At 74.2% G+C, this 18470-nt stretch carries 19 protein-coding genes; 11 read left to right on the forward strand and 8 right to left on the reverse strand.

Annotated elements, in window-relative coordinates:
- Positions 1-1290 (reverse strand): MFS transporter, encoded by a 1290-nt coding sequence (locus ACFPGP_RS08520; RefSeq protein ID WP_378589221.1) that lies wholly within the window; start codon positions 1288-1290, stop codon positions 1-3.
- 36 nt (positions 1291-1326) lie between these two features.
- On the opposite strand from ACFPGP_RS08520, the gene ACFPGP_RS08525 reads away from it, so the two are divergent.
- The 8 genes from ACFPGP_RS08525 to ACFPGP_RS08560 all read left to right on the forward strand — a co-directional run bounded on the left by ACFPGP_RS08525 (position 1327) and on the right by ACFPGP_RS08560 (position 8406).
- Positions 1327-2304, forward strand: a complete 978-nt coding sequence (locus ACFPGP_RS08525; RefSeq protein ID WP_378589223.1) for an AMP-binding protein — start codon at positions 1327-1329, stop codon at positions 2302-2304.
- Between the two features lie 26 nt (positions 2305-2330).
- Positions 2331-3260: an o-succinylbenzoate synthase gene (locus ACFPGP_RS08530; protein WP_378589529.1), complete on the forward strand. Its 930-nt coding sequence runs from the start codon at positions 2331-2333 to the stop codon at positions 3258-3260.
- Positions 3261-3301: 41 nt separating this feature from the next.
- Complete coding sequence (gene menD, locus ACFPGP_RS08535; RefSeq protein WP_378589531.1) at positions 3302-4837, forward strand: 2-succinyl-5-enolpyruvyl-6-hydroxy-3-cyclohexene-1-carboxylic-acid synthase; 1536 nt, start codon at positions 3302-3304, stop codon at positions 4835-4837.
- A gap of 34 nt (positions 4838-4871) precedes the next feature.
- Positions 4872-5282 carry a YkvA family protein gene (locus ACFPGP_RS08540; RefSeq protein ID WP_378589224.1) on the forward strand — a complete coding sequence of 137 codons (411 nt, stop codon included), beginning with the start codon at positions 4872-4874 and terminating at the stop codon, positions 5280-5282.
- 68 nt (positions 5283-5350) lie between these two features.
- Positions 5351-6088: a phosphotransferase family protein gene (locus ACFPGP_RS08545; protein ID WP_378589226.1), complete on the forward strand. Its 738-nt coding sequence runs from the start codon at positions 5351-5353 to the stop codon at positions 6086-6088.
- A 241-nt stretch (positions 6089-6329) separates the two neighbouring features.
- Positions 6330-6920 (forward strand): TMEM165/GDT1 family protein, encoded by a 591-nt coding sequence (locus ACFPGP_RS08550; RefSeq protein WP_378589227.1) that lies wholly within the window; start codon positions 6330-6332, stop codon positions 6918-6920.
- Positions 6921-6987: 67 nt separating this feature from the next.
- Positions 6988-7902, forward strand: a complete 915-nt coding sequence (locus ACFPGP_RS08555) for a helix-turn-helix transcriptional regulator (RefSeq protein ID WP_378589229.1) — start codon at positions 6988-6990, stop codon at positions 7900-7902.
- Between the two features lie 84 nt (positions 7903-7986).
- Positions 7987-8406, forward strand: coding sequence for a hypothetical protein (locus tag ACFPGP_RS08560; protein ID WP_378589231.1), 420 nt, complete (start codon positions 7987-7989; stop codon positions 8404-8406).
- Between the two features lie 4 nt (positions 8407-8410).
- On the opposite strand, the gene ACFPGP_RS08565 is transcribed toward ACFPGP_RS08560, so the two are convergent.
- The 3 genes from ACFPGP_RS08565 to ACFPGP_RS08575 are packed head-to-tail and all read right to left on the reverse strand — an operon-like array spanning position 8411 to position 11000.
- Entirely contained in the window at positions 8411-8974 is a 564-nt protein-coding gene (locus ACFPGP_RS08565; RefSeq protein WP_378589233.1) for an MBL fold metallo-hydrolase, read from the reverse strand.
- Between the two features lie 32 nt (positions 8975-9006).
- Positions 9007-9549 (reverse strand): GNAT family N-acetyltransferase, encoded by a 543-nt coding sequence (locus tag ACFPGP_RS08570; protein ID WP_378589234.1) that lies wholly within the window; start codon positions 9547-9549, stop codon positions 9007-9009.
- On the reverse strand, positions 9516-11000 hold the full coding sequence (locus ACFPGP_RS08575) for an HNH endonuclease signature motif containing protein (protein WP_378589236.1): 1485 nt from the start codon (positions 10998-11000) through the stop codon (positions 9516-9518). Before ACFPGP_RS08575 ends, ACFPGP_RS08570 begins: the two co-directional genes overlap by 34 nt.
- 315 nt (positions 11001-11315) lie before the next feature.
- Here ACFPGP_RS08575 and ACFPGP_RS08580 point away from each other — a divergent pair, with 315 nt between their 5' ends.
- Positions 11316-13202, forward strand: coding sequence for a Na+/H+ antiporter (locus ACFPGP_RS08580; protein WP_378589237.1), 1887 nt, complete (start codon positions 11316-11318; stop codon positions 13200-13202).
- A gap of 31 nt (positions 13203-13233) precedes the next feature.
- Here the strand turns inward: ACFPGP_RS08580 and ACFPGP_RS08585 are convergent, their stop codons facing one another.
- Both ACFPGP_RS08585 and ACFPGP_RS08590 read right to left on the reverse strand, forming a co-directional pair.
- Positions 13234-13785, reverse strand: a complete 552-nt coding sequence (locus ACFPGP_RS08585; RefSeq protein WP_378589239.1) for a GNAT family N-acetyltransferase — start codon at positions 13783-13785, stop codon at positions 13234-13236.
- Positions 13782-14405: a LysE family transporter gene (locus ACFPGP_RS08590; RefSeq protein WP_378589241.1), complete on the reverse strand. Its 624-nt coding sequence runs from the start codon at positions 14403-14405 to the stop codon at positions 13782-13784. Before ACFPGP_RS08590 ends, ACFPGP_RS08585 begins: the two co-directional genes overlap by 4 nt.
- A gap of 53 nt (positions 14406-14458) precedes the next feature.
- Between ACFPGP_RS08590 and ACFPGP_RS08595 the strand changes: the two genes are divergently transcribed.
- Complete coding sequence (locus tag ACFPGP_RS08595) at positions 14459-15094, forward strand: MBL fold metallo-hydrolase (protein WP_378589243.1); 636 nt, start codon at positions 14459-14461, stop codon at positions 15092-15094.
- 12 nt (positions 15095-15106) lie between these two features.
- Here the strand turns inward: ACFPGP_RS08595 and ACFPGP_RS08600 are convergent, their stop codons facing one another.
- Both ACFPGP_RS08600 and ACFPGP_RS08605 read right to left on the reverse strand, forming a co-directional pair.
- Positions 15107-16387: an isochorismate synthase gene (locus tag ACFPGP_RS08600; protein WP_378589245.1), complete on the reverse strand. Its 1281-nt coding sequence runs from the start codon at positions 16385-16387 to the stop codon at positions 15107-15109.
- A 69-nt stretch (positions 16388-16456) separates the two neighbouring features.
- Positions 16457-17563: a L,D-transpeptidase family protein gene (locus ACFPGP_RS08605; RefSeq protein WP_378589247.1), complete on the reverse strand. Its 1107-nt coding sequence runs from the start codon at positions 17561-17563 to the stop codon at positions 16457-16459.
- A gap of 154 nt (positions 17564-17717) precedes the next feature.
- On the opposite strand from ACFPGP_RS08605, the gene ACFPGP_RS08610 reads away from it, so the two are divergent.
- Positions 17718-18407 carry a demethylmenaquinone methyltransferase gene (locus ACFPGP_RS08610; RefSeq protein ID WP_378589249.1) on the forward strand — a complete coding sequence of 230 codons (690 nt, stop codon included), beginning with the start codon at positions 17718-17720 and terminating at the stop codon, positions 18405-18407.
- The last annotated feature ends 63 nt before the right edge of the window (positions 18408-18470 follow it).

Genomic DNA, 18470 nt, shown 5'->3' on the forward strand with positions numbered 1-18470 from the left:
TCAAGCAGGCCGGGCCGCCCGGTCCGACACGGAGTCCTGATGCAGGTAGCGCTCGGCCGCGCTGGCGAAGGGTCGCATCAGCAGGGTGGCGACCACCACGATCGCGCCGATGGTGATCCAGCCGGCGCTGCCCCAGTTCATGGCGAGGTAGGTGTAGGCGGCCGGCGCCCACACCCCGCCGAGCGTGCCCCCGAGGTGGGCGGCGCCCTGGTACTCGCCGCGGCGGTCGGGGTCGGAGAGGTCGGACATGAAGCCCCAGTGGGACGCGGACTGGTAGAGCTCGGCACCGGTCACGGTGACGTGGCCGAGCCACACCAGCGCGATCGTGACCCAGCCGAGGGTGTCGTGGGTGACCAGGACGATCAGGCACGACAGCACGAAGAAGCCGGCGGAGAGCCGGGCCGCGCGCAGCGACCGGTCGACGGAGTCGACGCCGCGGGCGGCCGCGACCTGCAGCAGGACCGCCATCACCGTGTTGGTGCCGAAGAGCCAGGCCAGCAGGACCCGCGGGGCGTCGGTCTCCTCGACCAGCCAGAGCGGGATCACGATGTTGAGCAGCACCTGGTTGGTGGCGAGCACGCCGTCGCACGCCATCAGGCCGAGGAAGCCGCGGTTGCGCAGCGCGCTGGGGTTGACCAGCTGGTCGGGCGCGGCCGGGGCGGTGTCGTGCTGGGCGTCGGGCAGCCGGGTGATGAAGACCGAGTTGGCGAGCAGGATGGCCGACGTGAGCAGCGGCACGGCCCGGACGACCGCGTCGCTGTCAGTGGCCAGGGCGAGGCCGCCGATCGCGGCGCCGACGGCGAAGCCGATGTTGAGGGCGGCGCGCATGAACGCCTGCGACTGCACCCGCTCCTCACGCGGGAACACGTCGATCGTGTAGGCGCCGCGGCCCGACCAGCCGAGCACGCCGATGCACTCGAGCACGATCATCATCGCCACGTACTGCGTCATGCCGTCGATGAACGGCCACAGCACGTAGAGCCCGGCCTGGCCGAAGGAGCCGATCGCCCAGGTGCGCTTGGGGCCGACCCGGTCGGCGATCTTGCCGAGCGGCACCGCGACGAAGAACGACACGACGCCGGCGATGGTCAGGCCGAGGCCGACCTGCGCCGCGGTGAGTCCGACGATCTGGGTGAAGAACACCGCCGAGCCCGTGAGGAAGGTGCCCTCGCCGACCGCGAAGAGGATCGACTGCACGGAGAGCCTGCGGGCCAGCGGCGTCGGTGGCAGCTGCCGGCGCCACCAGCTCGGTCGCTGTGCCGTGTCCGTGCTGCTCGTGTCCCCCGCCACCGGGTGATCCTTTCAAGGACCGCTAGCGTGCGTCACGTGGATTACGTGGCCGCGGTCGCCGAGTGGCTGGCGGCACCCGGCGAGCCCGAGCCGTGGGTCGTCGAGACGTCCGGGTCGACGGGGACTCCCAAGCGGGTACGGCTCCCGCGCCGCGCGGTGCTGGCCTCGGTCGAGGCGACGGCGCGGCGGCTCGGCGGCTCCGGCCGCTGGTCGCTGAGGCTGCCGCCCGAGCACGTCGCAGGCTTCCAGGTCGTGGTGCGCTCGCTGGTCGCGGGGGCCGCGCCGGTCCGCGACGGCTGGGGGGACGCGTCGTACACCTCGTTGGTGCCGACCCAGCTGGTGCGCCTGCTCGACGACCCGGCCGAGGCCGACGCCCTGCGCCGGATGGACGCCGTGCTGCTCGGCGGCGGGCCGGTCGACCCCGCCCTGCGCGCTCGCGCCGAGGCCGCGGGGATCCGGGTGGTCGCGACCTACGGGTCCGCGGAGACCTGCGGAGGCTGCGTGTACGACGGGCTCCCGCTCGACGGCGTCGCGGTGGCCATCGGCGAGGCGGGGCGGGTCCGGATCGGCGGACCCACGCTCTTCGAGGGGTACGACGGCGACCCGGCGCTGACCGCCGAGGTGCTGGTCGACGGGTGGTTCCTCACCTCCGACTCCGGGCGCCTCGACGAGGACGGGCGACTGCAGGTGCTGGGCCGCCTCGACGACGTGGTGGTCAGCGGCGGCGTCAACGTTCCGGGCGGCGTCGTGGCCGCGCGGCTGCGCGCGCACCCGGGGGTGCGCGGGGCGGAGGTGGTCGGGGTGCCCGACGACGAGTGGGGCCAGCGGGTGGTGGCCTTCGTGGTCACGGGCGGCGGCACCGGCCTCTCCCTCGGCGAGGCGCGCGCCTGGGTGGCCGCCGAGCACCCCCGGTCCTGGGCGCCGCGCGAGCTCGTCGTGCTCGACGCGCTGCCGCTGCTGGCCAACGGCAAGGTCGACCGGATGGCGCTGCGCGAGCGGGCGGTGCGGGCGTGAGCGACGTGCGCGTGTGGTCGGTGCCGATGCGGACACGGTTCCGCGGGATCACGGTGCGCGAGGGCGTGCTGCTGCGCGGGCGCGCGGGCTGGGGTGAGTGGAGCCCGTTCCCGGAGTACCCGCCCGAGGTCGCCGAGCCCTGGCTGCGCTGCGCGGAGGAGGCGGCCGCGGGTGACTGGCCCGCGCCGGTGCGCACCGAGGTGCCGGTCAACGTGACCGTGCCGGCCACCAACCCCCGGCGCGCGCACGCGATCGTGCTCGCCGGCGGCTGCACCACCGCCAAGGTCAAGGTGGCCGAGCCGGGGCAGAGCCTCGGCGACGACGAGGCCCGGCTCGAGGCGGTCCGCGACGCGCTGGGGCCGACCGGCCGGGTACGCGTCGACGCCAACGGCGGCTGGGACGTCGACGAGGCGGTGGCCGCGATCCGCCTGCTCGACCGCGCGGCCGGGGGTCTGGAGTACGTCGAGCAGCCCTGCGCGACCGTCGAGGAGCTGGCCGCCGTGCGCCGCGCGATCGACGTGCCGGTCGCGGCCGACGAGTCGATCCGGCGCGCCGCCGACCCCTACCGCGTGCGCGACCTGCACGCGGCCGACGTCGCGGTGCTCAAGGTGCAGCCGCTGGGCGGCGTGCGCGCGTGCCTGAGGATCGCCGAGGACATCCGGCTCCCGGTCGTGGTCTCCTCGGCCCTCGAGAGCTCCGTCGGGATCGCGGCCGGGGTCGCGCTGGCCGCCGCGCTGCCCGAGCTGCCCTACGCCTGCGGACTGGCCACGGTGCAGCTGCTCGTCGACGACGTGGTCGTCGACCCGCTGCTGCCCGTCGGCGGCATGATGCCGGTGCGGGTGCCGCAGGTCGACGACGAGGCGCTGGAGCGGCTGGCCGCGGCGCCCGACCGGGTCGACGCGTGGGAGGCGCGCCTCGCCGCCGTGCGCGCCGTACGGCAGGATCGGTCGTCGTGACCGCCCCCGCCACCGCCCTCGCGCGTCACGTGGTGACGGCGATGGTCGAGGCGGGGGTCACCGAGGTCGTCGTCGCGCCGGGGTCGCGCAACGCGCCGCTGGCCTTCGCGGCGTACGACGCGGCGGCCGCCGGGCTGGTGCGCCTGCACGCGCGGCTCGACGAGCGCACCGCCGGCTTCCTCGCCCTGGGCCTGGCGAAGACCGGCAGCCGCGCCGCCGTGCTCTGCACCTCCGGCACGGCCGTCGCCAACCTCCACCCGGCGGTGCTCGAGGCGGTGCACGCCGACGTCCCGCTGGTCGCGGTGACCGCCGACCGGCCGGGGCGGCTGCGCGGCACCGGCGCCAACCAGACCACCGACCAGGTCGGGGTGTTCGGGCCGCTGCTGCCCACCGTCGACGTCGCAGCTCCCGACGACGTCGGCGACGCGCTGCTGACCCGCACCGTGCACCTCAACGTGCAGCTCGACGACCCGCTCGTGCCCGAGGACACGTGGCGGCCCGACGTCACGCCCGGGCCCACCCCCCGGTGGGTGCGGCCCGCGGTGGTGGTGACGCTCGACCCCGGCCCCCGCACGGTCGTCGTCGCGGGCGACGACGCCGGCCCCCCGGCGCGGGTCCTCGCCCAGGACGGCGGGTGGCCGCTGCTCGCCGAGCCCTCCAGCGGTTCGCGCACCGGCGACCACGCGATCCGCACCTACCGACTGCTGCTCGACGGCGAGCTCGGGCAGCGCGTCGAGCGCGCCGTGGTCTGCGGGCACCCGACGCTGTCGCGGCCGGTGAGCCGGTTGCTCGCGCGCGACGACGTGCACGTCGTCGACACCCCCACCCGGGGTGCCTGGACCACGCGGCCCTTCCCGGTCGACGACCGCCTGGTGGTGGTGCCGTCGGCGTCCGGGCGCGACGAGACGTCGTGGTTCGAGGACTGGAAGGCCGCGGACCGCTCGCTGTCGCACCGGCTCGACGCGCTGCTGGCCGCCGAGCCCGACCTCACGCCGTACGAGGTCGCGGGCGCGGTCAGCCGGGCGCTCTCGCCGGGTGGGCTGCTCGTGGTCGGCGCGTCCAACCCGGTCCGCGACCTCGACCTGATGGTGCCGCGGTACGACGTCGGCGCGCGCCGCAAGGTGGTCGCGAACCGCGGCCTCTCCGGGATCGACGGCACGGTGTCGACCGCGATCGGCGCCGCACTCGGACGCCCGCGCTCGACCCGCGCGCTGGCGCTGGTCGGCGACGTGACCTTCCTGCACGACATGACCGGACTGGTGCGCGGGCCCGGCCAGCCCGAGCCCGACCTCACCATCGTGGTCGTGAACGACGACGGCGGCTCGATCTTCGCCACCCTCGAGCAGGGCGCTCCCGAGCACGCCGATCGCTACGACGCCCTCTTCGGCACGCCCCACGGCACCGACCTCGCCAGCCTCTGCGCCGCCACGCGCACCCCGCACCTGCGGGTCTCCTCGCTGCCGGAGCTCGAGCAGGCGCTCGCCTCGCCCAACGGCGGGGTCGAGGTCGTCGAGGTGACCTGCCGCCGCGACAACCGGCGCGACCTCGACGCCCGGATCCGGGCGCTCAGGCCGTGACGCCGGCGGCATCGCGCCCGCCCGGGGTGGCCCGGTGACGTGGTGGGAGGTGCTGGTCGGCGTGGCCGCCGGGTTGCTGCTCCTCTGGCTCTCGCTCGTCGTCGCGCTGTGGGTCGTCGCCCGGCGCGAGGGCGACTCCACGACGATGACCGCGGTCCTGCGCCTGCTGCCCGACGTCGTGCGTCTCGTGCGCCGCCTGGCCGCCGACTCCTCGCTGCCGCGCGGCGTCCGCGTCCGGCTGGGGCTGCTGCTGGGCTACCTCGTCCTCCCGCTCGACCTCGTGCCCGACTTCGTCCCCGTGGTCGGGTACGCCGACGACGCGGTCGTCGTGGCGCTCGTGCTGCGGTCGGTGGTGCGGGCCGCTGGCGAGGAGGCGCTCGACCGGCACTGGCCCGGGACGCCGGAGGGCCTCGCCGCCGTGAAGCGCCTGTGCCGGGTGGGCTGACGTCCGCGCGCCGGGCGCAGCCCGGAAAACCGCTGGGGGCCTCGGCAGCACCGGGCGAGGATGGCCCCGTGGACGAGGTCGAGGTCGTCGTGGCCCACGACGAGCGTGCGACCGTGAGGGTCGGCGAGGTCTTCCTCAAGATCGACGCCGACCAGGCGGCCACCGACCGCGAGGTCGAGGCGATGGCCGCGGCGCCGGTCCCGACGCCGGAGGTGCTGTGGCGGCGGCCGCCGGTGCTCGCCCTCGCTGCCCTCCCCGGGTCCGCGATCGCCCGCCTCGGCGTGCCGTCGACCGCCTCGTCCGAGGCCTGGGCCGCCGCGGGTGCCGCCGTACGACGGCTGCACGACGCGCCGCCGCCCCCGTGGACCGGGCGTGACCTCGACGCCGACGCAGCTCGACTCGACGAGGAGTGTGGGTGGCTGCTGGCCCACGACGTCCTGCCCGCCGACCTGGTCACCCGCAACCGCGAGGTCGCCTCGGCGGCGCTCCGACCGGTGGAGCCGGTCTTCATGCACGGCGACCTGCACGTCGCCCACGTCTTCGTCGAGGGCGGCGAGGTCACCGGCATCCTCGACTGGACGGAGGCGGGCCGCGGCGACGGCCTCTACGACCTCGCCTGCCTGACCCTCGGGCACCCGGACCACCTCGGTGACGTCGTCGCCGGCTACGGCAAGGACGTCGACCTCGACGTGGTGCGCGGGTGGTGGTCACTGCGGTGCCTCACGTCGATCCGCTGGCTGTTCGAGCACGGCTTCGACGCCTCGGCGCCCGGGTGCGAGGTCGACGTGCTGAGGGCCCAGCGCTGACGCGTGACCACCTGGTGACGATTTCAACCGCCGGCGCCGTCGTTGCTAGGGTCGACGGCGAAAGGGAGTAGTCCCCAACAGCCGCGTCGACACACTGACCTGCGGGTCCGGCGCGGCAGGCCACCTCTGGTGGCGGACGAGACTTTCGACCGGAACCTGACCCTGACGACGGGCGCCCGGTCGAGAGCGTCTCGCCGGATGCGGGCTCCTCGACCGGGGGCCGAGAGGACCACCTCGCACCATGACCGACACGCTCTACGCCTTCCTGCTGTCGACCGGTGTCATCTTCGTCGCCGAGCTCGGCGACAAGAGCCAGCTGATGGCGATGACCTTCGCCGCCCGCTACCGCGCCCGCGACGTGCTGATCGGCATCACCGTCGCCACCGCGGTCGTGCACCTCGTCTCGGTCGGCATCGGCGCCTTCGTCGGCGACGCGTTCGCCGACTACCAGGGCACGATCTCGGTCCTCGCCGGCGTGGCCTTCCTCTTCTTCGCGCTGTGGACGCTGCGCGGCGACGAGCTCACCGACGAGGAGGCCGCCAAGGCGCGCAGCAGCCAGGGCGCGGCGATCTGGGCGGTCGGCGTCGCGTTCTTCCTGGCCGAGCTCGGCGACAAGACGATGCTCGCGACGATCACGCTGGCCACGCAGGAGGGGTGGTTCGGCACCTGGATCGGTTCGACCGTCGGCATGGTGCTCGCCGACGCGCTCGCCATCGGCGTCGGCGCGCTGCTCGGGCGGCAGCTGCCGGAGAAGGCGGTGCGCTACGGCGCGGCCGTGCTGTTCGCGATCTTCGGCCTCGCGCTGATCGCCCAGGGCGCCGGCTGGTTCTGACGCCCGCGGGTCGCGTCGAGCAACCCGGATCAAGACGAGGACGCCGCACCGGCAGCAGGATGGGCGCATGACCGTCACTGCCGTCGACGCCTTCGCGGACTTCGTCGACCACCTCGCCGAGGCGCTCGACGACCACGACCTGACGGCGGAGGAGCGCGCCGCGCGGCTGCACTTCTCCCGCTTCCACTTCGACCGGATGATCCGGTCGGTCGCGGGTGAGCCGCCGGCCTCGCTGCGCCGGCGCATCCTGCTGGAGCGCGCGGCGTACCGGATGATCACGACGAGCGCGCCGCTGATCGACATCGCCGTCGAGGCGGGCTACGGCTCGCACGAGGCGTTCACCCGTGCCTTCACCCGGGCGTACGGCGCCGGGCCGGCCGCGTGGCGCCGCCGGCCGGGGCACATCCAGATCGAGGCGCCGAGCGGCGTCCACTTCCAACCACCCGGCAGCCTGCGGCTGCCGGCGAGAGACCAGGTGACCCCGATGGACCTCCTGACCCGCATGGTCGAGCACCACGTCTGGCTGACCGGCGAGATGGTCCGGCTGGCCGAGCGGCTCACTGACGAGCAGCTCGACCAGCCGATCGTGCTCGACGTCGACGAGGACCGCCAGACCATCCGCAGCCTCCTCTCGCGCCTCGTCGGGCAGATGGGGATGTGGAACGCCGCCGTCGCGACCCGCGACTACGACTGGTCGGTCGAGGAGCACGAGTCGCTCTCCTCGTTGCGCGAGCGGCTCGCCGTCGAGGGGCCGACCTTCCTCGGGCACGTGCGCGACGTCGTCGCCGCCGGGCGGCTCGACGACACGTTCGTCGACGCGTTGTGCGAGCCCGCGCACGTGTTCACCTACGGCGGGATGGTCGCGCACGTGCTCACCTTCGCCGCCCACCGCCGTACCCTCGTCGCCCTGGCCTTCGCCAGCCACGGGCTCGACGAGCTCGGGTGGGGTGACCCCATGACGTGGGTCGCCGAGCCCGCCTGACCTGCGCCGACGTCGCGACACGCCGGTCGCCGCTCGGGCTGTGGAGCACGGTGGTTCGGTGCTCGTGCCCCTAGCGTGGGTCGGGTGCGACGCTCCTTCGCCGTGGGCCTGTTCGTAGCCCTGGCCATCCTGTGCGCGACGGCGGCCGTCTGGCTGGCCCTCGACAACCCGGAGATCCACGGCGCGGACAACGCGCTCTACACCTGCGCGGCACCCTGGGACACGGCGGTGAACGACGCCGACAACGTCAGCGGCGGCGAGCCGGTGCCCGGCGGGGCGGACCTCGCCGTCCGCTGCGTGGTCGTCGGCGAGCAGCGCTTCGACCTCGCCGTCGTCGCCGGCACCTGCGCGGTCCTGCTCGGGCTGGTCGCGCTCGCCCTGGCGTTCGGCACCCGCAGCCGACCGGTCGCCGCCCACGCCCGCCACACGAGTCGCTGGGACGACCGCGACCGGGACGGCTGGGACGACGAGGACGACGAGAAGCCCGAGCTGCTGCGCCTCTGACCGGTCAGCCGCGCTCGAGCGCCCCGGGACGGAACGGTGCGCCGTGGCCCGGCACGATCAGCGCCGGCTCGAGCTCGAGGAGTGCCATCCGCGAACGGTCGAGCGCGACCTGGTCCTCGGCCCGCGGGTCGATCGCGGGCCCCTGCTCCGACCACCACAGGTGGGTGCACGCGACCAGGCCGTCGGCGGTGTCGACGAGCGTCGTGATGTCCTGCGCCGAGTGACCGGGCGTGGCCATCAGCCGCACCGACGGTGAGACCTGGAAGCCGTCGGCCGGGCGGTCGGTCCACGTGTCGTCCTCGTAGATCGCCCAGAAGTCGTGGAAGCGCGCCCGCTCGAAGAGCGCCGCGTTGAGCGTGTGGTCGGGGTGGTGGTGGCTGAAGACCACGTCACCGACCTCGGACGTCGCCACCCCGAGCGCGGCCAGCGGGTCGAGGATCTTGCCGCGGTGGGCGACCATCCCGGGGTCCACGACGATGGCCCGCCCCTCGTCGCGGACCAGCACCACGGTGCTGGCCACCCGGCCGGCGGCGTACCCCGCCGTCAGGACGTGCAGCTCGGCTGTCATGGGGTCATCGTGGCACCGATCGCCCCACCGGGTCAGGCCCCTCGGCGCCCGGCTCTCGGGTGGGTCGCGTGCCACTGCCGACGGCTGACCTCGTAGGTGAGCACGCCGGGGAAGGGCTCGTCGACCGACGTGAGTCCGACCGCCGCCAGGGTTCTGCGGGACGCGGTGTTGGCGACTGTCGTACCGGCCCAGACCCGCGTGACCGTCAGCTCCGTGAAGGCATGGGCGACGAGCGTTGCGGCGCCCTCGGTGCCCCAGCCCTGCCGCCAGCGCTCGCGGCGGACCCGGAAGCCGAGCTCGCCCGACCCGGGGTCCGAGCCCGTGGCACCGAGCCCCCACCAGCCGACGGGTTGGTCGTCGTCGAGGCCGATCCAGTAGCCCAGGCCGCGGTCGGTGTCGGAACGGGGGCCCAGCCGCCGCGCCCACTCCTGCCCGGTCTCGGCTCGCGTCGCCGGCCTGCCGGTGACGTGCTCCATCACCGCGGCATCGGCATTGAGGCGCGCCAGGAAGTCGAGGTCGCTCTCCTCGACCGGCCGCATCGTCAGCCGCGGACCACGCAGTGTCGGCAGGGCCACGTCCTGACTCTGGCACGGCGCCACGAGCGGGACCGAACACGGACCCCGGACATGCCGACGGCCCCGCTGTGGGGCGGGGTGTGGGGCGGGGTGGTCAGGTGCGGCCGGGGCCGGGGAGGAGTCGGGTGCCGGTGTGGTCGCGGAGCAGGTGGAGGCCGTGGGGTGAGCGCCACAGGCAGGTGCCGGGGGAGGGCATGGTGAGGTGCCAGCCGGCGTGGGTCTTGGCGCGGTGGTGTCGTCGGCACAGGGGTGCGAGGTTGGCCGTGGAGGTCTCGCCCGCCGGTGTCCCAGGGGTGGACGTGGTCGGTGTCGCAGGTCTCGGCGGGTCGGGTGCACCAGGGGAAGACGCAGGTGTGGTCGCGCAGGGTGAGGTGTTCCTTGATGCGGTCGGGGACCTCGTAGGCGGTGACGTGGATCCGCTGGTGGAGGTCGATGACGGGCTTGATGACGAGGTGGTCGGCGGTGCCGCACCAGTCGCGGATGGTGTCGGCGGTGACGGGGGTGTGGGTGGTGCCGACCCGGCCCAGCGGCTCGGCGCGGGGGTCCCGAGGTCCGTCGTGTGGCTCCCGGGCCGTGGACCCCTCGCCGACCCGTCGCCAGCCGCCCTCCTCCGCTTCGCTCCCCCGGTACGTTGCCGACGGGTCGGCTCCGAGCCCGTCGCCGGGAGGGGACGCTCCGCGCCCCCTCGCCACCGACGTGCCGCGGCGGGCGTCGAGGGACTCGGTGGACCCGAGGGTGGCGAGGCCGGCGGCGCCGTGGGCGAGGGCTTCGTCGAGGGTGAGGGCGTCGGGGAGGTCGAGCTCGCCGTGCAGTGGCACGGTCCCGGCCAACGAGGTGCGGCTGGTGTCGAGGTGGACCCCGCGGCGGTCGGTGGCCGCCTGGGTGCGGCGGGCGAGCTGGTCGGGGTCGTGGCGGGTGGCGGCTTCCTCGACGAGTCGGTCGAGGGCGGTGGGGCGGATCTGGTGGGCGACGGGGGCGACGTGCCGGTCCACGTGCGCGGCAGCGGCGGGGGAGAGCCACACGGTGGCCTCGGCGATCCGGCGGGCGCGCCAGGCCTGCAGGTCCCCGGCCATGACCCTGGCCCAGACCTTCGGGAGGCGGTGGCGCAGCTCGATCGCGGCACCGAGGTAGGCGGCACCCCAGCCGGTCGACATGCCGAGGGCGGCGGCGAACTCCATCACCGAGAACTCCAGGATCCCGGGTGCACCGGGGCCGGCCAGCGAGGCGACCTTGTCACCGAAGACCGGCTCGGCGGGGTCGAGGGCCGCTTCGGAGTGCATGGCCGCCCACTGGGCGGCGGCCTTGAGGATGTCGGCTTCCGCGGCGTCCGCGGCGGCACGCCGGTCGCGCAGGAAGCCGAGGACCTCGACCGGGGAGTCGGTCGCCAACGTGGACCCGCTGCCACGGTCACGTCCGTGGTCGAGAGTGGTGTCCCGAGAGAGGTCCTGCATGGGTCCACTCAAGCAGCGACCACCGACAGGAACCCCAGCAAATCAGGGGGGTTTCCACAGCCTTGACCCTCAAGATTCGATCAGACTTCCGGGCCGTGTGTCGGGCCGCAACCAGGGTCGAGTGGCACCCAGCGAGAGCCGACGACGGCGAAGAAGTGGTGCCTGGACCACAGCGGCGAGCGACCACGTGGGATCGACGTCGCGGTGACCACCGACGAGCCGGCGGCCGGCGACGGCGCCATGGTGGAGACAAGCTCGACCGACGGTGCCACGTCTGTTGTCGCCCCCTCGCCACCGACCCTGCAGGATGTACGCGTGGAGCTCGCGTTGTTCATCGTGGCGCTCGCGGTCGGAGTCCTGGTGGGATCGGCGGTCGCTGCGCGCCTCGACGTGCCCGCGCCGCTGCTGCTGATCGCGGCCGGCATCGTGGCGTCGTACGCGCCCGGCGTGCCGGAGGTGCACCTCGAGCCGGAGGTCGTGCTGCTCGGGCTCCTGCCACCGCTGCTGTACGCCGCGTCGATCAGCACGTCGCTCATCGACTTCAACGCCAACCGGCGCGCGATCCTCCTGCTGTCGGTCGGGCTGGTCGCGTTCACGACGCTGGGCGTCGGCGTGGTCGTGCACGCGGTGCTGCCGGAGATCTCGTGGCCGATCGCCTTCGCGATCGGTGCCGTCGTCGCGCCTCCGGACGCGGTGGCCGCGACGGCGATCGGCCGCCGCATCGGTCTGCCCCGACGGCTGGTCACGATCCTCGAGGGCGAGTCGTTGCTCAACGACGCCACCGCCCTGGTCGCCCTGCGCACGGCCCTCGCCGCCACGGTCGGGGTCACCGCGCTCGAAGTCGGCCTCGACTTCCTGCTCGCCGCGGGCGGAGGGGTGCTGGCCGGGCTGCTGACCTTCGTGGTCGTGGCCAAGGCCCGGCACCGGATCCAGGACCCGGTCTTCGACACCGCGGTGTCGTTCGTGGTCCCCTTCGCGGCGTACCTGCTGGCCGAGGAGTTCCACGCCTCCGGGGTGGTCGCGGTCGTCGTGGCGGGGCTGCTGCTCGGTCACAAGGCGCCGATCATCCAGACCGCGCAGTCGCGCCTCGCCGAGCGCACGATCTGGCGCACGATCTCGTGGGTCCTGGAGAACACCGTCTTCCTGCTGATCGGCCTGCAGGCCCAGTGGCTCTTCGCCGACGTCGCCGAGAGCGACGTCCCGGCCGCCACGATCGCCTTGACGTGCGTGGCCACGCTGGTCGCCGTCGTGGTGCTGCGGATGGTCTGGGTCTTCTTCGCCCGCTACCTGCTGGTGCGGCCGGGGCCCGACCCGGAGACCGGTCACCACCCCAGCTGGCGCTACACCTTCCTGCTCGGCTGGGCCGGGATGCGCGGTGTGGTGACGCTGGCGGCGGCGTTCGTGATCCCCGTCGACGTGCCGGACCGCGAGATCCTCCTGCTCGTCGCCTTCACGGTGGTGGCCGGGACGCTCTTCCTGCAGGGCCTGACCCTGCCGTGGGTGGCCCGACGGCTGCAGGTGCCGCCGCCCGACCCGGCGGCCGACGCGCTGGCCCGCGCCACGCTCCTGCACCAGGCGACCGAGGCCGGCCTGGCGGTGCTCGACGAGCGCCTCGAGGAGGCCGGCGCCGACGGGGACCCGCACGACGTCGGCGGCACCATCAGGCGTCGCATCGAGCAGCGCAACTTCGCTGTCTGGGAGCAGCTCGGCGACCCCGACGGCGACCACGAGACGCCCACGCAGACCTACGCCCGTTTGCGGCTGGAGATGCTCGAGGCCGAACGCGGGAAGGTGCTCGACGTGCGCAGCGAGGGCAACGTCCCGCACGAGGTCGTGAGCGAGGTCCTGGCCATGCTCGACGTGGAGGAGAGCATGCTGGACGTCGTGACGAGCAACGAGGACGGCCGGGTGGGTGCCGGTCGCCGGGCAGCGCGCAACGTGGGCGGCCTGTGCGACGACCTCACCGACGACACTCCGGCGGCGGAGCCGCGGACGCCGGGCGAGTGCGAGGACTGCGTCGCGGAGGGCACCCAGTGGGTGCACCTGCGCGTCTGCATCGCCTGCGGGAAGGTCGGGTGCTGCGACTCCTCGCCGGAGCGGCACGCCACCCGCCACTTCCACCGCGAGGGGCACCCCGTCATCCAGTCCGGTGAGCAGGGCGAGGACTGGCGGTGGTGCTTCGTGCACCACCTCACCGGCTGACCGCTCGGCGAGGCGCCGCCAGGAGACGCCGCTAGGAGGGACGGACGGTGCGACCGTCCGCGGTGACCCCTGCCCGCACCAGCCGGATCTCCTCCACGTCGAGACCGGCGTAGCGGTGGTGGGCGCCGTCGGGGTGGAAGCCGTGCCGGGCGTAGAAGCGCCGGGCCCGCTCGTTCGTCGACAGCACCCACAGGCTCGCCGCGCGCTCGCGCGGGAGCACCGCCCGCAGCAGGCGGTCGCCGAGACCACTGCCCCACCAGGCCTCGCGGGTGTAGAGCGCGTAGAGCTCCTCGGGCACCGGGGCGTCCTTGTCGCGGGTCGGGCCGGCCACCGCGAAGCCGATCAGGACGCCGTCCTCCTCGGCGACCACCCGGGGTGGGCCGGACGCCAGCTGGGTCCGCCAGGCCTCGACCCAGCGGTCGCGGTCGGCGAGGCGGGCCGCCAGGATCTTCGGGTCGGTGTGACCGGTGTAGGCCTCGTGCCAGCAGATGCGCTGCAGGTCCGCACCGGCCTCGGCGTCTTTCGCCGTGGCGGCGCGGAGCACGACCTCGCCCCGATGCTTCGGCGCGCGCTCAGGAGTCACCCCAGCATCGTAGGGACGGCCAGCGCCGCGATCACCATGGCGGACACCACACCGGTGACCCGTCGCCCGCGCGGCCCCGTCACGGCGTGCCCGAGCGCCGCGCCGCCGCCCGCGAGCAGCAGCTGCCACGACGCCGAGGCGGCGAAGGCCGCCACCACGAAGACCACGCCCTCGGTCGCGGTCGAGACCAGGTGCTGGTTCCCGAGCACGATCGCCGCGAAGTAGACCACCGTCGTCGGGTTCACCGCCGTGATCCCCACGAAGAGCAGGTACGCCGCGCCCGGGTGCATGCGGCGCTGCTCCGCGGGGGTGGCCGGGTCGGGCTCGGCCCGCGGCCGCAGGGCGTGCACCAGGGTCAGGCCGGCGATCACCAGCAGCACCACGCCCGACGCGACCTGCAGCGCGGTGGCGACGGGTGCCAGGGCGGCAGCCACCGCGGCACCCGCGACGACCGCGAGCGCGGCGTACGCGCCGTCCACCGTGGCGATGCCCAACGCCGCGGCGGAGCCGACCCGCCACGAGGTGCGCGCGGTCAGCGTCACGAGGAACGCGCCGACCGCCCCGATCGGGACCGCGATCGCCCACCCCGTGACCAGACCGGAGACCGCCACCTCGAGCACCGGGCGATTGTCGCGGTCCGGGCGCCCTGCCACCACCCGAATAGGCTGCCCGCATGAGGCTCATCAAGCTCGGCCACGCCTGCGTCCGCATCGAGCACGACGGTGCCGTGGTGGTCCTCGACCCCGGTGTCTTCACCGAGCCGGACGCGGTCGACGGGGCCACGGCGGTGCTGATCACCCACGAGCACCCCGACCACTACCTGCCCGACCACCTGCGCCGCACCGACGCCCCGATCTGGACCATCGCCGACGTCGCCGCCCGGATCCGCGAGGACGCTCCCGACCTCATGGATCGGGTCACGGTCGTGTCGCCGGACGAGCAGCTCGACGTCGGCCTGCCGGTGCGCGTGGTCGGCGAGCTGCACGCAGTGATCCACCCTGAATTCCCGCGCTTCCGCAACAGCGGGTACGTCGTCACCGCCGGCGACACCACGGTCTACCACCCCGGCGACGCGTTGACCGAGCCCGGCCAGCACGTCGACGTGCTCTGCCTGCCGGTCAGCGCGCCCTGGATGCGCGCCTCCGAGGCCGTCGAGTTCGCGCGCGCGGTGAAGGCGCCGCGCAACGTCGCGATCCACGACCGCGTCTACTCCGAGGCCGGCCTCGGCATCGTCGACGGCCACCTCAACGCGTTCCTGCCGAAGGAGGGGCTCGACTACCGCCGGCTCCCCGACGGCTCCGAGCTCTGACCCGGGGCTGCGTCAGCCCGCGGACAGCGCGTCGCGCACGGGCACGAACTTCGCCTGCGACTCGGCGAGCTCGGCCTCGGGGTCGGAGTCGGCGACGATGCCGCACCCCGCGAACAGCCGCACGGTCGCGCCCTCGAGCTGGGCGGACCGCAGGGCCAGGCCCCACTCGCCGTCGCCGCTGGCGTCCATCCAGCCGACCGGGCCGGCGTAGCGGCCGCGGTCCATGCCCTCGATCGCGGCGATCAGGTCGACCGCGACGTCGGTGGGCGTGCCGCCGACGGCGGCCGAGGGGTGCAGTGCCTCGGCGAGGCGCAGCGAGGAGACGGTGGCCGCGTCGTGCACGACGCCCGCGACGTCGGTCGCGAGGTGCATGACGTTGGGCAGGTGGAGCACGAACGGCGCCTCGGGCACGTTCATCGAGAAGCAGTGCGGGTCGAGGGCGTCGGCGACCGACCGCACGGCGTACTCGTGCTCCTCGAGGTCCTTCGACGAGCGGGCGAGGGTGGCGGCCAGCGCGAGGTCGCGCTCGTCGTCGCCGGTCCGGCGGATCGTGCCGGCCAGCACCCGCGAGGTGACCAGGCCGCGCTCGCGGCGCACCAGCATCTCCGGCGTCGCGCCGAAGAGGCCGTCGACGTGGAAGGTCCAGCACATCGGGTAGTCCTCGGCGAGCCGGCGCAGCGGCCAGCGGACGTCGATCGGCTCGTCGGCGGTCGCCACCAGGTCGCGGGCGAGCACGACCTTCTCCAGGTCGCCGTCACCGATCCGCGCCACGGCGTCCGCGACGACCGACATCCAGTGCTCGCCGTCGAGCGCACCGTCGGCGAAGCTCACACCCACCGGAGGGGCCGGCGCCTCAGCCGCGTGCGGTACGACGGGCGGCGGGGTCAGCGCGCCGCGCGAGACCGTGGTCAGCCAGGCGGTGCCGCCCCGGCGGCCGACGACGACCTGTGGCACGACCAGCACCGAGGCGGCCGGCCCGTCGGCGAACGTGAAGGAGCCGAAGCAGACCAGGCCGGTGCCGGGCTCGCCGACCTCGTCGCGGACCACGGCGTGGGTCGTGGTCTCGTCCCACCACTTGTCGGCGTCGGCGAAGCGGGTCGGGCCGGAGGTGCGGACCTCGGCGGCGACGCCCCAGCCGACGAGCCCGTCGCCGCGGCGCAGCCAGGTGACCGGCTGGTCGGTCGGGAGGAGGTCGAGCATCGAGTCGACCGCGGCGGGGTCGAGGGGGACCGTGCGGACGACGAGGGTGCCGGCCTGCTCACCCGGGGTCGCGCTCGTGGTCACGAGGGCCAAGAGTAGACCCGCGGCCCACGGGCCCCCGCATCGCCACACACGGGCCGAGCGCGGGGCGTGACGCAGTCGTCACGACCAGTAGACGACCACCTTGTCGCCGACCTGCACCGCGTCGAAGAGCCAGGCCACCGCGTCGTAGTCGCGCACGTTCACGCAGCCGTGCGACGCACCGGCGTACCCGACGGCGGCGAAGTCGGAGGAGTAGTGCACGGCCTGCCCGCCGGAGAAGAACATCGCGTAGGGCATCGAGGAGCCGTAGAGGCGCGACACGTGGTCGGCGTCCTTGTAGTAGACGTGGAAGAGGCCCTCGCGGGTCGGCGTGGTCGAGGCGCCGAAGCGGGCCTCGATCGTGAGCTGCACCTTGCCGTCGACGACCCAGCGCAGCGTGCTCGAGGTCTTGTCGACGCAGATCACGCGGCCGGTCCGGCAGCGGGCGTCGAGCGCGCCGGCCTGCGGGCCGAGGTTGAACATCGCCTCGCGGGTCGGGGTGGTGGTCATCGCGTGCAGCCGGTCGAGGGTGCGCTGGTCGACCTCGCCGGTCACGGGGATCTCACGCTTGGCCTGGAAGCCCCTGACCGCCTTGACCGTCTCGTCGTCGTACACGCCGGAGACGTCGCCGAAGAGCCACGCGATCTCGACCAGCCGGGCCTGCAGGTCGCGGACGTCCTGGCCCCTGTCGCCGTGCTCGAGGATCGCCGGACCGGGCTCGAAGACGTTGAAGAGCTGGTCGTGCGTGGGCTCCTTCGTCATCCGCACGAGCCGCTGCCAGGTGCGCTCGTCGACGATGCCGGTGGCCCGCAGGTGGCGCTTGGCCTGGAAGCCGCGCACGGCGGTGACGGTCGCGTCGTCGACGACGCCCGTGGTGGTCTCGGGGAGCCAGGAGAGCTGGAAGAGGCGCTGCTGGAGCTCGCGCACCCGGACACCACGGTCGCCGCGGACGAGGGTGTCGAACGTCGGCTCGGGGTCGACCGTGGTGTCCGGTGCGGTCGGGGTCGGGTCGCCCGCGGTGCTGGTCGACGTCGGGCCCGACGAGGTCGGCTCGACCGGCACGGCGCCGGTGTCGGAGGCGCTCGCGCGCTCGCCGCGGTCGCGGAGCACGCGCCCGGCGCCGAACGCCGAAGCCGCGAGCAGGCCGACGACCAGCACGGTCAGCAGCAACGTGCGCAGGACTCTCATCACGATCTCCCCGGTCAGGCGGAAGCACCAGTGTGTCGACCAGAGGACGCGGCACCCCGTCATTTGGTTGCTGCCCGGTCGTGTCGTGACCGGCCCGTGACCTGCGGCGACTCCCGCGTCCGAGGCCGGTGGCGGTGCCGCCTACCCTTCTCCCGTGGCCCGCGCCGACCTCGACAAGCAGCCGACCGACGTCCGACGGATGTTCGACGCCGTGGCCCGCCGCTACGACGTCACCAACGACGTCCTCTCCCTCGGCCAGGACCGGCGCTGGCGCCGCGACGTGCTGCGTGCGGTCGACCCGCGACCGGGGGACTTCGTGCTCGACCTCGCGGCCGGCACCGGGACGTCGAGCCAGCCCTTCGCCGACCTCGGCGCCCGCGTCGTGCCCTGCGACTTCTCGCTCGGCATGCTCCGGGTCGGCAAGCAGGCCCGCCCGCACCTGCCGTTCACCGCCGGCGACGGCACCCGGCTGCCCTTCGCCGACGACACCTTCGACGCGGTGACGATCTCTTTCGGGCTGCGCAACATCGTCGACCCCCGCGCCGGCCTCGCCGAGCTGCACCGGGTGACCCGCTCCGGCGGACGCCTGGTCGTCTGCGAGTTCAGCCACCCGACGTTCCCGGCGTTCCGCACGGTCTACCTCGAGTACCTGATGAAGGCCCTGCCCACGATCGCCCGGGCGGTCTCGTCCTCGCCGGACGCCTACGTCTACCTCGCCGAGTCGATCCGCGCGTGGCCCGACCAGCAGGGGCTGGCCACGATGGTCGGCGAGGCCGGGTGGCAGAACGCCGAGTGGCGCAACCTCTCGGGGGGCATCGTCGCCCTGCACCGGGCGACCGCCTGACCCGTCGCGGCGGCCTCATTTTCGCAACGTGACCGTCGGCTAAATGTGCAGGTCAGGAGGCGG

This window comes from Nocardioides taihuensis (assembly GCF_042657275.1).
In the GTDB taxonomy this organism is placed as follows: domain Bacteria; phylum Actinomycetota; class Actinomycetes; order Propionibacteriales; family Nocardioidaceae; genus Nocardioides; species Nocardioides taihuensis.

Coding starts and splice junctions, on each gene's coding strand:
- ACFPGP_RS08575 (WP_378589236.1), bottom strand. CDS start 11,000: ATGCAGGACCTCTCTCGGGACACCACTCTCGACCACGGACGTGACCGT.
- ACFPGP_RS08530 (WP_378589529.1), top strand. CDS start 2,331: ATGCGGACACGGTTCCGCGGGATCACGGTGCGCGAGGGCGTGCTGCTG.
- ACFPGP_RS08595 (WP_378589243.1), top strand. CDS start 14,459: ATGAGGCTCATCAAGCTCGGCCACGCCTGCGTCCGCATCGAGCACGAC.
- ACFPGP_RS08550 (WP_378589227.1), top strand. CDS start 6,330: ATGACCGACACGCTCTACGCCTTCCTGCTGTCGACCGGTGTCATCTTC.
- ACFPGP_RS08555 (WP_378589229.1), top strand. CDS start 6,988: ATGACCGTCACTGCCGTCGACGCCTTCGCGGACTTCGTCGACCACCTC.
- ACFPGP_RS08565 (WP_378589233.1), bottom strand. CDS start 8,974: ATGACAGCCGAGCTGCACGTCCTGACGGCGGGGTACGCCGCCGGCCGG.
- ACFPGP_RS08605 (WP_378589247.1), bottom strand. CDS start 17,563: ATGAGAGTCCTGCGCACGTTGCTGCTGACCGTGCTGGTCGTCGGCCTG.
- menD (WP_378589531.1), top strand. CDS start 3,302: ATGGTCGAGGCGGGGGTCACCGAGGTCGTCGTCGCGCCGGGGTCGCGC.